The organism is Streptomyces sp. HUAS CB01, assembly GCF_030406905.1.
In the GTDB taxonomy this organism is placed as follows: domain Bacteria; phylum Actinomycetota; class Actinomycetes; order Streptomycetales; family Streptomycetaceae; genus Streptomyces; species Streptomyces chengbuensis.
This window is the reverse complement of sequence record NZ_CP129137.1, coordinates 1396744-1411260: the sequence shown is the minus strand read 5'-3', so window position 1 is coordinate 1411260 and position 14517 is coordinate 1396744. Positions and strand designations below refer to the sequence as shown.

Sequence of the window (14517 nt, the reverse complement as noted above, 5' to 3'; positions counted from 1 at the left end):
CCCGGTCGCGAAGGGCGCGGCCGGAAACGAGAGCAAGAGGCAAGGTTCTGTGAAGGCACGATTCAAGCGCACGACGGCGCCGCTGGCCGCGGGGCTGTCCGCCGTACTGCTGGCGGGCTGCGGCTCGGAGCAGGGCGACGGGTCCGAAGGCGGCGTCCGCGTCGCCGTCGGCATCTCCGACGAGGTCCTCGCCACCGACCCCGCGGACGGCTACGACCCCGGCTCCTGGCTGCTGTTCAACAACGTCTTCCAGTCCCTGATGAGCTTCCCCAAGGGCGGCTCCACCCCGCAGCCGGAGGCCGCGGAGAAGTGCGGCTTCGAGAGCGGCAGCACGGTCTACCGCTGCACGCTGCGTGAGGGCCTCAAGTTCAGCAACGGCAACGACCTGACCTCGAAGGACGTGAAGTTCTCCTTCGAGCGCGCGCTGAAGATCGCCAGCGACTCCGGTCCCGGCCCGCTGCTCTCCACCATCGACAGCATCGAGACGCCCGACGAGCGCACGGTCGTCTTCAAGCTGAAGGTGCCCGACGCCACCTTCCCGAGCAAGATCGCCTCCGGTGCGGGCTCCATCGTGGACCACCGCGAGTACGAGGCCGGCTCCCTGCGCACGGACGGCAAGGCGGTCGGCTCCGGCCCGTACAAGCTCGACTCCTTCAGCGAGAAGGAGGCCGTCTTCTCGGTCAACCCCGAGTACAAGGGCAACGCCGAGGTCCGGAACACCGGTGTCACCCTGACGTTCTTCCGCGGCGACCAGAAGGGCCTCGGCGCGGCCCTGAAGCAGGGCGACGTCGACGTCGCCTACCGAGGCCTCACCGCTCAGGACATCGACGGGCTCCAGGCCTCCGTGGAGGCCGGCAAGCAGGGCATCGCCGTCGTCGAGGGCAACAGCGCCGAGGTCCAGCACCTGGTCTTCAACATGAACGACCCGGTCACCGGCAAGCTCGCCGTGCGCCAGGCCTTCGCCTACCTCGTCGACCGGGACGCCCTGGTCCGCGACGTCTACAAGGGCACCGCCGAGCCGCTGCACTCGATCGTCCCGGCCGGCATCGCCGGTCACAACACCGCCTTCTTCGACCGCTACGGCGGCCACCCGCAGCCGGACAAGGCCCGCAAGGCCCTGCGCGAGGCGGGCATCGACGAGAAGGTGAAGATCACCCTCTGGTCCACGCCCAGCCGTTACGGCCCGGCCACCGACCTGGAGATGGCCGCGATCGCGCAGCAGCTCAACAAGAGCGGTCTGTTCGAGGCGGACGTCAAGTCGGTCGAGTTCGAGCAGTACGAGAAGGGCATCCAGGCGGGCAAGTACGGCGTCTACGTCAAGGGCTGGGTCCCCGACTACCCGGACGCCGACAACTTCACCCAGCCGTTCTTCGGCGAGGGCAACGTCCTCGGCAACAACTACGAGAACAAGCAGATCACCGGCAAGATCATCCCGGAGACCGCGGCCGTCGCCGACCGCTCCTCCACCGGTGACAAGTTCGCCAAGCTCCAGGACATCGTCGCCGACGAACTGCCGATCCTCCCGCTGTGGCAGGGCAAGCAGTACGCCGTCTACAACGGCACCATCACGGGCCTGGAGTGGACGCTCGACGCCTCCACCGTCTTCCGCTTCTGGGAGATCAAGAAGGACTGACGCCCGTCCGACGGCCGGTCCGGGAGCAGTCCCGGTCCGGCCCGGCCGCACGCAGAAGACCCCGGGGCCCTCGGCCCCGGGGTCCGTCGCTCCCGGCGGTGGCAGCGGGCCCACGGTGGGCCGTCGCCGCCCCGCTCACCGGCGGACGACCGGCCGGCCCGCCCCAACCGGCCGCGGCCCTACGGTGCGGCGCCCCTCCGAGCACCGCACACCGCCCGTGTGCCCGTCACTGCGCTCCCGGCCGCACCAGCCCGCTCTCGTACGCGTACACCGCTGCCTGGACCCGGTCGCGCAGGCCCAGCTTCGTCAGGACATGGCCCACGTGCGTCTTCACCGTCGTCTCGCTGACGAAGAGGTCCGCCGCGATCTCCGCGTTCGACAGGCCGCGGGCGACCAGCTTGAGGACCTCGACCTCGCGCTCGGTCAGGGTGTGCAGCGTGTTCGGCACCGGCTCCTCGCCGGACGGCAGATGGCCGGCGTACTTGTCGAGCAGCCGGCGCGTGATGCTCGGCGCGAGCATCGCCTCGCCCGCCGCGACCACCCGGATCGCCTGCACCAGCTCGTTCGCCGGGGCGTCCTTCAGCAGGAAGCCGCTCGCGCCCGCCCGCAGCGCCTCCACGACGTACTCGTCGAGGTCGAACGTGGTCAGCACCAGCACCTTGGCCGGGCCGTCCCGCTCCGGGCCGGTGATCTGGCGGGTCGCCTCGACGCCGTCCATCCGCGGCATCCGGATGTCCATCAGCACCACATCGGGCTGGAGGGCCCGCACCTGGTCCAGGGCCTGCAGGCCGTCCCCGGCCTCACCGACCACGGCGATGTCCTGCTCGGCCTCCAGGATCATCCGGAAGCCCGTGCGCAGGAGCGGTTGGTCGTCGACGAGTAGGACGCGGATAGCCACGGAATCTCCTCAGGAATACGGGACCGGCCCCATTCTGCCCTGCCCCCGGGCGACGCCCTCCCCCGGGCGGCGGCCGGCCGTGCGTCACCCCGCCGGGACGACCGGAAGCGGGTACACCGGCGGCGTCCCGCCGAATTCCGGGCACACCGCCTGGTGGTCGCACCAGCCGCAGAGCTTCGTCGGCCGCGGGCGCCAGTCGCCCGTCTCCGTGGCGCGCAGGATCGCGTCCCACAGCGCCAGCAGCTTGCGCTCCACCCGCTCCAGGTCCGCCGCCACCGGGTCGTACGTGAGCACCTCCCCGCTGCCCAGGTAGACCAGCTGGAGCCGCCGCGGCACCACGCCCTTCAGCCGCCAGATCACCAGGGCGTAGAACTTCATCTGGAACAGCGCGCCCTCGCTGTACTCGGGGCGGGGCGCCTTGCCCGTCTTGTAGTCGACGATCCGGACCTCGCCCGTCGGCGCCACGTCCACCCGGTCGATCACCCCGCGCAGCCGGAGCCCCGATTCCAGCTCCGTCTCCACGAACAGCTCGCGCTCGGCCGGCTCCAGCCGCGTCGGGTCCTCCAGCGAGAACCACCGCTCGACCAGCGCCTCCGCCTCGGACATCCAGCGCGCCAGCCGCTCGCCGTCCTCGTCCTGCGCGAACACCTCGCCCAGCTCCGGCCGGGACTCCAGCAGCCGGTCCCACTGACCGGGAATGAGTGACTTCGCACGCGGCGGCGTGCGCTCGACGGCCGGCGCGTCGAAGAGCCGCTCCAGCACCGCGTGCACCAGCGTGCCCCGGGTCGCCGCCTCGCTGGGCTTCTCCGGCAGCCGGTCGATCACCCGGAAGCGGTAGAGCAGCGGGCACTGCATGAAGTCGCTCGCCCGCGAGGGCGACAGCGACATCGGCGGCCGGCCCTCCGGCGGGGAGGGGCGATCCTCCGGCGGCACCGGATGCCCGTCGGCCGAGCCGGGCACATCCACCGGAGCGGGCTGCGGCGGCACCCCGGCGGCCTGCGGCGGCACCCCGGCGGCCTGCGGCGGCACCGCCGCGGAGGGGGGGAGCGTCCGCTCGGCGGGCGACGGCACCCCCTCGGGGTGCGGCGGGCCTTCCGGAACGGGCGGCTGACTCGTACTCATGACTCAGACCCTACGGCCCGCCACCGACAGCGAGCGGCATACCATCGACGTCAGACCCTCTCGCACTGCATGATCGAGCGAGCGACGCCTCGTGACGAAGGGAACCCGTGAAGAAGGACGAGGAGAGCGGCGAGCGTACGCGCGCGCGGTCCGGCACGGGGGAAGCGGACCCCGGCGGCGGCAAGCGGGACCGCTCGGCGGAGCCCGGCGGCGGCATCCTCATGGGCCGCCCCTTCGGTGTGCCGGTGTACGTCGCCCCCAGCTGGTTCCTGGTCGCGGCCCTCATCACCTGGGTCTTCGGCGGCCAGCTGGACAGGGTCCTCCCGGAGCTCGGCGGCGCCCGCTATCTCGTCTCCCTGTTCTTCGCGGTCGCCTTCTACGCGTCCGTGCTGGTGCACGAACTCGCCCACACCGTCGCGGCGCTGCGCTACAAGCTGCCCGTGCGGCGGATCCAGCTCCAGTTCTTCGGCGGCGTCTCGGAGATCGAGAAGGAGTCGGAGACCCCGGGCCGGGAGTTCGTCCTCGCCTTCGTCGGCCCGCTGCTGTCGCTCGTCCTCGCCGCCGTCTTCTACGCCGGCATGCAGGCGGTCGAGCCCGGCACCGTCCCCGGTGTGCTGCTGGCCGGCCTGATGATCTCCAACCTCATCGTCGCCGCCTTCAACCTGCTCCCCGGACTGCCGCTGGACGGCGGCCGGATGCTGCGCGCGGTCGTCTGGAAGATCACCGGCAAGCCGATGAGCGGCACCGTCGCCGCCGCGTGGGTGGGCCGCGCCCTCGCCGTCGCCGTACTCATCGGCCTGCCGCTGCTGACCCACACCGGCGCACTCGGCAACGCCACCGAGGACATCGGCGGCATGGAGACCGTCACCGACGCGCTGCTCGCCGCCATCCTCGCCGCGATCATCTGGACCGGCGCGGGCAACAGCCTGCGCATGGCCCGTCTGCGGGAGCACCTGCCCGAACTGCGTGCCCGGGCCCTCACCCGGCGGGCCGTCCCCGTCGGGTCGGACACCCCGCTCTCCGAGGCACTGCGGCGCGCCAACGAGGCCGGTGCCCGCGCCCTCGTCGTGGTCGACGGGCACGGCGACCCGACGGCCCTCGTCCGCGAGACCGCGATCGTCGGCGTGCCCGAGCACCGCCGCCCCTGGGTCGCCGTGGGCGGCCTCGCCCAGGACCTCACCGACGGCATGAAGGTCCCGGCCGAACTCGCCGGCGAGGCGCTCCTGGACCGGCTGCGCGCGAATCCGGCCACCGAGTACCTGGTGGTGGAGGAGACCGGGGAGATCTACGGAGTGCTCTCCACTGCGGACGTCGAGCGGGCCTTCGTGGCCGCGATGGCCCGTCCCGGCTCCTGAACCGCGTGGCACGGGCGGGTTCCCGCAGCCCATACACTGGTCACATGTCCGAACCGACCGGTGCCGCCCGCCGTCGCGGGCCCTTCAAGGTCGGGGACCAGGTCCAGCTCACCGATCCCAAGGGACGCCACTACACGTTCACGCTCGAGGCCGGGAAGAACTTCCACACCCACAAGGGTTCCTTCCCGCACGACGAGCTGATCGGCGCCCCCGAGGGCAGTGTTGTCCGTACCACGGGAAACGTCGCCTACCTCGCGCTGCGCCCCCTGCTCCCCGACTACGTCCTGTCCATGCCCCGCGGCGCAGCCGTGGTCTACCCCAAGGACGCGGGGCAGATCCTGGCCTTCGCCGACATCTTCGCCGGGGCCCGCGTCGTCGAGGCGGGTGTCGGCTCCGGCTCGCTGAGCGCCTTCCTGCTGCGCGCCATCGGCGACGAGGGAATGCTGCACTCCTACGAGCGCCGTGACGACTTCGCGGAGATCGCCAGGGGCAACGTCGAGCGCTACTTCGGCGGTCCGCACCCGGCCTGGACGCTCACCGTCGGGGACCTCCAGGACAACCTCTCGGACGCCGACGTCGACCGCGTCATCCTGGACATGCTCGCGCCCTGGGAGTGCCTGGAGGCCGTCTCCAAGGCGCTCGTCCCCGGCGGCATCCTGTGCTGCTACGTGGCGACCACGACGCAGCTCGCGCGGACCGTCGAGTCCATCCGCGAGATCGGCTGCTACGCCGAGCCGCAGCCGTGGGAGTCCATGATCCGCAACTGGCACGTCGAGGGCCTGGCCGTGCGCCCCGACCATCGGATGATCGGCCACACCGGCTTCCTGGTCACCGCCCGCCGGCTCGCGGACGGCGTGGAGCCGCCGATGCGCCGCCGCAGGCCCGCCAAGGGCGCCTACGGCGAGGACTACGAGGGCCCGAACAAGGGCTGAGTACCCGTCAGCGGACCGCCCCGCACCCGGCTCCGGGTGCGGGGCGGACGCATTCCCGGCAACGCGGCCGGGCCGACGACGAGTTCCGGTCACCGGCGGGGAACTCCCGGGCGGCCCGGCCGCGTTGGTTCGCGCCGGGCGGTTTGTGCCGGTTTTTCGCCACGGCGGTTTCGTACCCCGCTGTTCCCGCGCCCTGTGACGTGTGGCACGATGCGGGGCACCCCACCGGAACCGCCCGCTCACAGGAGACGCCTCGGTGCAGACCTCCGCCGTCCCGGATCTCGCGCACACACACGCCCGCCCGGTGCACTGGCTGGCCACCGCGACGGCCATGTCCGCGGTCGTCGCCATGGCGGGTCTGCTGCAGCCGGACCACGCCAGAGCGGGGCAGTCCGGGGACCGGGGAGCCACCACCGCCGCGGCAGCGGCTCCCGCACCGGCCCCCGGGGTCGACGACGTCGCGCTGCCCCTGGAGTGCGGCGGAGCGCCCACCGTGGTCGTGAAGCAGGCGACGGGGGACCTGGACGGCGACGGCGGCCCGGAGACGGTCGTGGCGGCGCGCTGCGAGGCCGGTTCCGGAACCCCGCCCAACGGGATCTACGTGCTCGCCCGGTCGCGGGCGGGCGACTCCCGCGTCGTCGCCACCCTGCTGGAGCCCGCACGACGGCAGAGCGTCGGCGAGCTGGCCGTCGGTGACGGAGTCGTCACGGCCGGACTGCTGGGCTATTCGTCGCCGGACGTGCCGCGCTGCTGCCCGGACCGGCGCGAGACGGTCAAGTGGCACTGGAGCGGGGGGAAGTTCGTCGAGTCCGGTGAGGGCGGCGACACCACCGGGAGTGTGTGAGGAGTCACCCTCGGTCCGTGACGGACGGGCTACTCGGCGTCGGGCCCGTACACCTCGGTCTTGTCCGAGACGCGGCGTACGTGGATGCAGTCGCCCGGGCACTCCTTGGCCGAGTCGATGACATCGGTCAGCAGGGGCAGTGGTACGGGCGTTGTGGCACCGGGGTCCTGCAGCAGCTCGTCGTCGGGGCTCTTCACATAGGCCAGACCGTCGATGTCCAGCTCGAAGACCTCGGGCGCGTACTGGGCGCAGATGCCGTCGCCGGTGCACAGCTCCTGGTCGATCCAGACTTCGAGAGCCTCGTTCATGTCGCCTGCCGTTCCTGCGCGGTGTGCATCGAGCCGTGTTGTATCAATACGGGCCAGCCCTGACGGGTGTTGACCGTTCCGACCATACAACCGCCCGCTTTCCGATGTTGATGGGTGGGTATTCCCCTGGCGTGAGGGGCAGCGCAAGGGTGAAGATCGGACACACCCCTTCCGTCTTTGTGATCTAGGGGTTTCAATCACCACCCACCCAGGTAGGGTCAGGAAGCGTCCAGCTCCCCTTGGAGGAGGTGAGGACCGTGGCAGCCCACGACGACGACAACAACCGCGGCTTCCGGCCGGGGCGGGGGTCTGAAGACCCCGCCGGCCAGGTCGCCTATCTCGAGCAGGAAATCGCCGTCCTGCGCCGCAAGCTCGCCGACTCTCCGCGTCATACGAGGATTCTCGAGGAGCGGATCGTCGAGCTGCAGACGAACCTGGCCGGCGTGTCCGCACAGAACGAACGACTGGCGAACACGCTCCGTGAGGCCCGAGACCAGATCGTGGCCCTCAAGGAGGAGGTCGACCGGCTCGCGCAGCCGCCGGCCGGCTTCGGTGTCTTCCTGCAGGCCAACGAGGACGGCACCGCCGACATCTTCACCGGGGGCCGCAAGCTCCGGGTGAACGTCAGCCCCGGCGTCGAGGCCGAGGAGCTCCGGCGCGGCCAGGAGGTCATGCTCAACGAGGCGCTCAACGTGGTCGAGGCCATGGAGTTCGAGCGCACCGGGGACATCGTCACCCTCAAGGAGATCCTCGAGGACGGCGAGCGGGCCCTGGTGATCGGGCACACCGACGAGGAACGGGTGGTACGGCTCGCCGAGCCGCTGCTGGACGTCACCATCCGCCCCGGCGACGCCCTGCTGCTCGAGTCCAGGTCCGGGTACGTGTACGAGGTCGTGCCCAAGAGCGAGGTCGAGGAGCTGGTCCTCGAAGAGGTCCCGGACGTCGACTACGACAAGATCGGCGGCCTCGGCGGGCAGATCGAGATGATCCGGGACGCCGTCGAGCTCCCGTACCTGCATCCCGATCTCTTCAAGGAGCACGAACTGCGGCCGCCCAAGGGCATCCTGCTCTACGGCCCGCCCGGATGCGGCAAGACGCTGATCGCGAAGGCCGTCGCCAACTCCCTTGCCAAGAAGGTGGCCGAGGTGACCGGCCAGCCCGCGGGGAAGAGCTACTTCCTCAACATCAAGGGCCCCGAGCTCCTCAACAAGTACGTCGGCGAGACCGAGCGGCACATCCGCCTGGTCTTCCAGCGTGCGCGTGAGAAGGCCAGTGAGGGCACGCCCGTCATCGTCTTCTTCGACGAGATGGAGTCACTCTTCCGCACCCGCGGCTCCGGTGTCAGCTCGGACGTCGAGAACACGATCGTCCCCCAGCTGCTCGCCGAGATCGACGGTGTGGAGGGCCTGGAGAACGTGATCGTGATCGGTGCCTCCAACCGCGAGGACATGATCGACCCGGCGATCCTGCGGCCCGGCCGGCTCGACGTCAAGATCAAGATCGAGCGTCCGGACGCGGAGGCGGCGAAGGACATCTTCGCGAAGTACCTCACGCCCTCGCTGCCGCTGCACGCGGACGACCTCTCCGAGCACACCGGCTCCAAGGAGGCGGCCGTCCAGGGCATGATCCAGTCGGTCGTGGAGCAGATGTACGCGGAATCCGAGGAGAACCGCTTCCTCGAGGTCACGTACGCCAACGGCGACAAGGAAGTCCTGTACTTCAAGGACTTCAATTCCGGTGCCATGATCCAGAACATTGTGGACCGGGCGAAGAAGATGGCCATCAAGGCCTTCCTCGACCACAACCAGAAGGGTCTCCGCGTCGCGCACCTGCTCCAGGCGTGCGTCGACGAATTCAAGGAGAACGAGGACCTGCCGAACACCACGAACCCGGACGACTGGGCCCGGATCTCCGGAAAGAAGGGCGAGCGGATCGTCTTCATCCGCACCCTCGTCACCGGAAAGCAGGGCGCGGACACCGGACGCTCCATCGACACGGTGGCGAACACCGGTCAGTACCTGTAGATCGCAGCCCGGCTGCGGATGTCCTGGGGCTCCCCTTGGAAATCGGGGGAGGGCATCCGCAGCCGGCTGCTTTCCGAGGGGTTCCGGACGGGTAATCGCACCACACAGGGCAATGACCGAATTGATCTCCCCCCCAGCGCAGAGGCGTTCTAGGCTCGTCCGTACCGCCGCGTCGCGCCGTGCGGGGACGGGCACCGCACACGCAACGGAGAACGAGCGGTACTTGAGCGCCGCTCCCGGACGGGAGCGCCGCCGGGCAAGGAGGGCCGCATGACCGTACGGCGAGTAATGGGCATCGAGACGGAGTACGGGATCTCCGTCCCCGGCCACCCGAACGCCAATGCCATGCTCACCTCGTCCCAGATCGTCAACGCCTACGCGGCGGCGATGCACCGGGCGCGGCGTGCCCGCTGGGACTTCGAGGAGGAGAATCCCCTGCGCGACGCCCGGGGCTTCGACCTGGCCCGCGAGGCCGCCGACTCCAGCCAGCTCACCGACGAGGACATCGGCCTGGCCAACGTGATCCTCACCAACGGCGCCCGGCTCTACGTGGACCACGCCCACCCCGAGTACAGCGCCCCCGAGGTCACCAATCCGCGGGACGCCGTGCTCTGGGACAAGGCCGGCGAGCGGATCATGGCGGAGGCCGCCGAGCGCGCCGCCCAGCTGCCCGGCGCCCAGCCCATCCACCTGTACAAGAACAACACCGACAACAAGGGCGCGTCCTACGGCACGCACGAGAACTACCTGATGAAGCGGGAGACGCCCTTCTCGGACATCGTGCGGCACCTGACGCCGTTCTTCGTGTCCCGGCAGGTCGTGACCGGTGCCGGCCGGGTCGGGATCGGCCAGGACGGCCGCGAGCACGGTTTCCAGATCAGTCAGCGGGCCGACTACTTCGAGGTGGAGGTGGGCCTGGAGACCACCCTGAAGCGTCCCATCATCAACACCCGCGACGAGCCGCACGCCGACGCCGAGAAGTACCGCAGGCTCCACGTGATCATCGGCGACGCGAACCTGTCGGAGATCTCGACCTACCTCAAGCTCGGCACGACCGCGCTGGTGCTGTCGATGATCGAGGACGGCTTCATCAACGTCGACCTGGCCGTCGACCAGCCCGTGCGCACGCTGCACCAGGTCTCCCACGACCCGACCCTGCAGCGGCTGGTCACGCTGCGCAGCGGCCGGACACTCACCGCCGTCCAACTGCAGATGGAGTACTTCGAGCTGGCCCGCAAGTACGTCGAGGACCGCTTCGGCGTCGACGCGGACGAGCAGACCAAGGACGTCCTGGTGCGCTGGGAGGACACCCTCAACCGGCTCGAGAACGACCCGATGAGCCTGTCCGGCGAGCTCGACTGGATCGCCAAGCGGGAGATCCTGGAGGGCTACCGCAGGCGCGACAACGTGGACTGGGACGCCGCCCGCCTGCACCTCGTGGACCTGCAGTACGCGGACGTGCGCCCCGAGAAGGGGCTGTACAACCGCCTGGTGGCCCGCGGCAAGATGAAGCGGCTCCTGACGGAGCCCGACGTCGAGCGGGCCGAGAGCAAGCCTCCCGAGGACACCAGGGCCTACTTCCGCGGCCGCTGCCTGGAGCAGTACGCGGACGACGTGGCCGCCGCCTCCTGGGACTCGGTGATCTTCGACCTGCCGGGCCGGGACTCCCTGCAGCGCGTTCCGACGCTGGAACCGTTGCGTGGTACACGTAACCATGTCAAGGAGCTCCTGGACCGGTGCCGGACCGCGGAGGACCTGGTCCGAGTCCTCTCCGGGGGCTGAAATGACCCGCGTCCGGGAATCATGAAGGTGGGCCCCGGACGTTGAGGAAAGTGCGGGGCCGATGTCGGACCCTCCTTGTAGGGTCTGATCTTGAGTCCGAACCAAGCGGGCAATCCGAGCGGGGTGAGGGATATGGCGACCAAGGACACCGGCGGCGGGCAGCAGCGGGCCACGCGTTCCACCGAGGAGGTCGAGGAGCAGGCGCAGGAGGCGGAGACCTCCGAGGACCTCAAGGAGCGCCAGGAGAAGCTGTCCGACGACGTCGACTCCGTGCTCGACGAGATCGACGACGTCCTCGAGGAGAACGCCGAGGACTTCGTGCGCAGTTTCGTGCAGAAGGGCGGCCAGTAGCGCCCCGGCTCCCGTTTGGGACAGCCCCGTCGTCCGTCCCGGCAGCGGTCCGCGCAAGGCGGCCGGTGCCGGGACGGATGACCGGCGACGGCACGGGTAAGGTCCGTGCAGTGCATTTCAAGATCGGCCCGCGGCTCGTCCGCAGGCGGGCCGCCGCCCATCCGGAAGGAAACGCGTGGAAGCCAACCCTCGTAGCACCGGGCGTCTGCCGGCAGCCTTCCTGACGCCCGGCTCCTCGTCGTTCATGGATTTCCTCGGCGAGCACTCTCCCGAGATGCTCCCGGGCAAGCGGGTCCTGCCCCCTGTGCAGGGCGTGATCGAGGCACCCCACGGCACGACGATCGTCTCCGCCTCCTTCCCCGGCGGAGTGGTGCTCGCCGGTGACCGGCGGGCGACGATGGGCAACATGATCGCCCAGCGCGACATCGAGAAGGTCTTCCCGGCCGACGAGTACTCCGCCGTCGGCATCGCCGGCACCGCCGGCCTGGCGGTGGAGATGGTCAAGCTGTTCCAGCTCGAGCTGGAGCACTTCGAGAAGGTGGAGGGCGCCCAGCTCTCCCTCGAGGGCAAGGCGAACCGTCTGTCCACGATGATCCGGAGCAATCTCGGCATGGCCATGCAGGGCCTCGCGGTGGTCCCGCTCTTCGCCGGCTGGGACGTCGACCGGGAGAAGGGCCGGATCTTCTCGTACGACGTCACCGGCGGCCGCTCCGAGGAGCACGGGTACGCCGCGACGGGCTCCGGGTCGATCTTCGCCCGCGGGTCGATGAAGAAGCTCTACCGCGAGGACCTGACCGAGGAGCAGGCGCTCACCCTGGTCATCCAGGCCCTGTACGACGCTGCCGACGACGACTCCGCCACGGGCGGACCCGACGTGGGGCGCCGCATCTACCCCATCATCACCGTCATCACCGACGAGGGCTTCCGCAAGCTGACCGAGGCCGAGGCCTCCGAGATCGCCCACGCGGTCCTGGAGCGCCGGAGGGAGCAGCCCGACGGCCCGAGGGCCACACTGCTCTGATGTTCCCCAGGACACCGCTGGGCGGTGACTCCTCGCCACTGACAGAAAGGGACGGATAGCCGGTGTCGACGCCGTTCTATGTCTCACCACAGCAGGCGATGGCCGACCGGGCGGAATACGCCCGCAAGGGCATCGCGCGCGGCCGCAGCCTGGTCGTGATGCAGTACGCCGACGGCATCGTGTTCGTCGGCGAGAACCCGTCCCGCGCGCTGCACAAGTTCAGCGAGATCTACGACCGGATCGGCTTCGCCGCAGCCGGCAAGTACAACGAGTACGAGAACCTGCGCATCGGCGGCGTCCGCTACGCCGACCTGCGCGGATACACCTACGACCGGGACGACGTGACGGCCCGCGGCCTCGCCAACGTCTACGCGCAGACCCTGGGCACGATCTTCTCCAGCGCGGGCGAGAAGCCGTACGAGGTCGAGCTGGTCGTCGCCGAGGTGGGTACGTCGCCCGAGGGCGACCAGATCTACCGGCTGCCGCACGACGGCTCGATCGTGGACGAGCACGGCTCCGTCGCGGTCGGCGGCAACGCCGAGCAGATCAGCTCCTTCCTCGACCAGCGGCACCGTGACGGGATGTCGCTCGCCGAGGCCCTGAAGCTCGCGGTGCAGGCCCTGTCCCGCGACACCAACGGCGGCGAGCGGGAGATCCCCGCGGAGCGCCTGGAGGTCGCGGTCCTGGACCGCACGCGTCCCCAGCAGCGCAAGTTCAAGCGGATCGTGGGACGCCAGCTGTCCCGTCTGCTCGGGGCCGACGACGCCGCCTCCACCCCGACGGAGGCCCCCTCGGACGAGGAGACCTCGGACGACGAGGCGTAACGCGCACATCCCGTCCTCCGCGCCCCGCCCGTGATCCCACGGGCGGGGCGCGGTCGTTTCGGGGCGAGGACGTCCGTACGGGCACCGTGCGCGGCCACGGCCGGCCCCCGGGCCTGCGATCGCAGGTGCCGGCCCGTGGAGTCCTGTGTCCGTGGGGGTGTGCGCGGCCGGGCGCCCAGCCGCCGGCCGGCCCCCCACGGGCCTGCGATCGCCGGTGCCGGGCCCGTGGAGTCCTGTGTCCGTGGGGGTGTGCCCAGCCGCGCGGACCCCGCCAGGCCGTCAGGCCGCCGGTGCCGGGCCCGTGGAGCCCCGGGGGACCAGGGTGACCGGGAGGGCGCCGGAGGCCGGGGAACGGGACGCGAGGACGTCGAGGAGCGCCGTCATGCCGGCCTGGCCGATCCGCTCGGCCGGGAGACGGACCGTGGTGAGTTCCGGCTCCACCGCCGTCGCCAGGGTCAGATCGTCGAAACCGGTCACCGAGACGTCCTCCGGCACCCGCAGCCCCAGGCGGCGGACCGCCTTGCAGGCACCGGCCGCGAGGATGTCGTCGTCGCACACCAGGGCCGTGGGCCGCGGCCCCGGAGCGGCGAGCGCCCGCCCCGCCGCCTCCAGCGCACCGGCCACGTCGAGCGGCGAGGGAACCGTCCGCAGCTCCGCCTCCGGCACGGCCCGCAGTTCCGCCTCCAGCGCCCGGGCCCGGACCTCGAAGGTCCAGGACGGCACGGCGGAGGACAGATGGACGAAGCGCCGGTGGCCGAGGGCGAGGAGATGGTCCGTCACCTGCCGCATACCGTCCGCGACGTCCAGGTTCACCTGGGCCGCGGACGCCGGGTCCGACGGGTCGCTGTCCAGCATCACCAGCGGAAGATCGGAACCGCGGATCGCGTCCAGCGCCCCGGCCGCCATCGAGGAGGCGATCACCCCGTCCAGGGCTGCCCGCGCGGACGCGAAGGGGTCCCGTGCCGGTCCCACGCCCTCGGGGGAGGGGTACAGCACCACGCCGAAGCCGTGCTCGGCGGCCACCGCTGCCGCGCCGCCGTACACGCGCGCGAAGAACTCGTTGGTCAGCGCGGGAACGACCAGCAGCGCCGTGCGCGTCCGGCCGAGCCGCAGATTGCGCGCGGCGAGGTTCGGCCGGTAGCCGAGCTGCGAGGCCGCTTCGCGCACCAGACCGGCCGTGCGCTCGGACACCCGGCCGCGCCACTTCCCGCCCAGCACCAGCGACACCGTGGCCTGCGACACCCCGGCCGCCCGCGCCACGTCCCTGCTGGTCGGCCGCGCTCCGCCGGCGGGCTCCCGGGTCTGCACACTCGCCTCCGCGCTCGGTCCCGTACACCGCGGGAGTGGACTCGCCGCATCTGACATGGTACGTATGACGCATCTAGTTATACGTAAAACTTCCCAGGTCGGGGCGAGATCCGGC

At 70.8% G+C, this 14517-nt stretch carries 13 protein-coding genes and 1 pseudogene; 10 read left to right on the top strand and 4 right to left on the bottom strand.

Annotation, left to right across the window (positions count from 1 at the left end; translation table 11 throughout):
* Positions 1-49 precede the first annotated feature (49 nt).
* On the top strand, positions 50-1633 hold the full coding sequence (locus QRN89_RS06370) for an ABC transporter substrate-binding protein (RefSeq protein WP_290348367.1): 1584 nt from the start codon (positions 50-52) through the stop codon (positions 1631-1633).
* Positions 1634-1859: 226 nt separating this feature from the next.
* Here the strand turns inward: QRN89_RS06370 and QRN89_RS06365 are convergent, their stop codons facing one another.
* Together QRN89_RS06365 and QRN89_RS06360 are read right to left on the bottom strand one after the other, a co-directional pair.
* Entirely contained in the window at positions 1860-2531 is a 672-nt protein-coding gene (locus QRN89_RS06365) for a response regulator (protein ID WP_290348366.1), read from the bottom strand.
* 84 nt (positions 2532-2615) lie between these two features.
* Positions 2616-3419: a RecB family exonuclease gene (locus tag QRN89_RS06360; RefSeq protein WP_290353592.1), complete on the bottom strand. Its 804-nt coding sequence runs from the start codon at positions 3417-3419 to the stop codon at positions 2616-2618.
* A gap of 341 nt (positions 3420-3760) precedes the next feature.
* Between QRN89_RS06360 and QRN89_RS06355 the strand changes: the two genes are divergently transcribed.
* The 3 genes from QRN89_RS06355 to QRN89_RS06345 all read left to right on the top strand — a co-directional run bounded on the left by QRN89_RS06355 (position 3761) and on the right by QRN89_RS06345 (position 6784).
* Positions 3761-5008, top strand: a complete 1248-nt coding sequence (locus tag QRN89_RS06355) for a site-2 protease family protein (protein ID WP_290348365.1) — start codon at positions 3761-3763, stop codon at positions 5006-5008.
* 44 nt (positions 5009-5052) lie between these two features.
* Entirely contained in the window at positions 5053-5940 is an 888-nt protein-coding gene (locus QRN89_RS06350) for a tRNA (adenine-N1)-methyltransferase (RefSeq protein WP_290348364.1), read from the top strand.
* A gap of 256 nt (positions 5941-6196) precedes the next feature.
* Positions 6197-6784 carry a hypothetical protein gene (locus QRN89_RS06345; protein ID WP_290348363.1) on the top strand — a complete coding sequence of 196 codons (588 nt, stop codon included), beginning with the start codon at positions 6197-6199 and terminating at the stop codon, positions 6782-6784.
* Between the two features lie 29 nt (positions 6785-6813).
* Here the strand turns inward: QRN89_RS06345 and QRN89_RS06340 are convergent, their stop codons facing one another.
* The gene (locus QRN89_RS06340; RefSeq protein WP_290348362.1) at positions 6814-7092 is read right to left on the bottom strand and encodes a ferredoxin; all 279 of its coding nucleotides are present in this window, start codon (positions 7090-7092) and stop codon (positions 6814-6816) included.
* 257 nt (positions 7093-7349) lie between these two features.
* On the opposite strand from QRN89_RS06340, the gene arc reads away from it, so the two are divergent.
* From arc to prcA, 6 genes and pseudogenes are all read left to right on the top strand, one after another.
* A complete protein-coding gene (gene arc / locus QRN89_RS06335) occupies positions 7350-9116 on the top strand; it encodes a proteasome ATPase (protein WP_290348361.1) in 1767 nt (588 codons plus the stop codon).
* Between the two features lie 270 nt (positions 9117-9386).
* Positions 9387-10898 (top strand): depupylase/deamidase Dop, encoded by a 1512-nt coding sequence (gene dop, locus QRN89_RS06330; RefSeq protein ID WP_290348360.1) that lies wholly within the window; start codon positions 9387-9389, stop codon positions 10896-10898.
* 132 nt (positions 10899-11030) lie between these two features.
* On the top strand, positions 11031-11249 hold the full coding sequence (locus QRN89_RS06325) for a ubiquitin-like protein Pup (protein WP_290348359.1): 219 nt from the start codon (positions 11031-11033) through the stop codon (positions 11247-11249).
* 137 nt (positions 11250-11386) lie between these two features.
* Positions 11387-11473: pseudogene (locus tag QRN89_RS06320) on the top strand (endonuclease VII domain-containing protein); the annotation flags it as partial.
* Positions 11455-12270, top strand: coding sequence for a proteasome subunit beta (prcB, locus tag QRN89_RS06315; RefSeq protein WP_290353591.1), 816 nt, complete (start codon positions 11455-11457; stop codon positions 12268-12270). The pseudogene QRN89_RS06320 and the gene prcB, both read left to right, overlap by 19 nt.
* A gap of 62 nt (positions 12271-12332) precedes the next feature.
* Entirely contained in the window at positions 12333-13094 is a 762-nt protein-coding gene (gene prcA, locus QRN89_RS06310; protein ID WP_290348358.1) for a proteasome subunit alpha, read from the top strand.
* A gap of 279 nt (positions 13095-13373) precedes the next feature.
* On the opposite strand, the gene QRN89_RS06305 is transcribed toward prcA, so the two are convergent.
* The gene (locus tag QRN89_RS06305) at positions 13374-14402 is read right to left on the bottom strand and encodes a LacI family DNA-binding transcriptional regulator (RefSeq protein ID WP_290348357.1); all 1029 of its coding nucleotides are present in this window, start codon (positions 14400-14402) and stop codon (positions 13374-13376) included.
* Between the last annotated feature and the right edge of the window lie 115 nt (positions 14403-14517).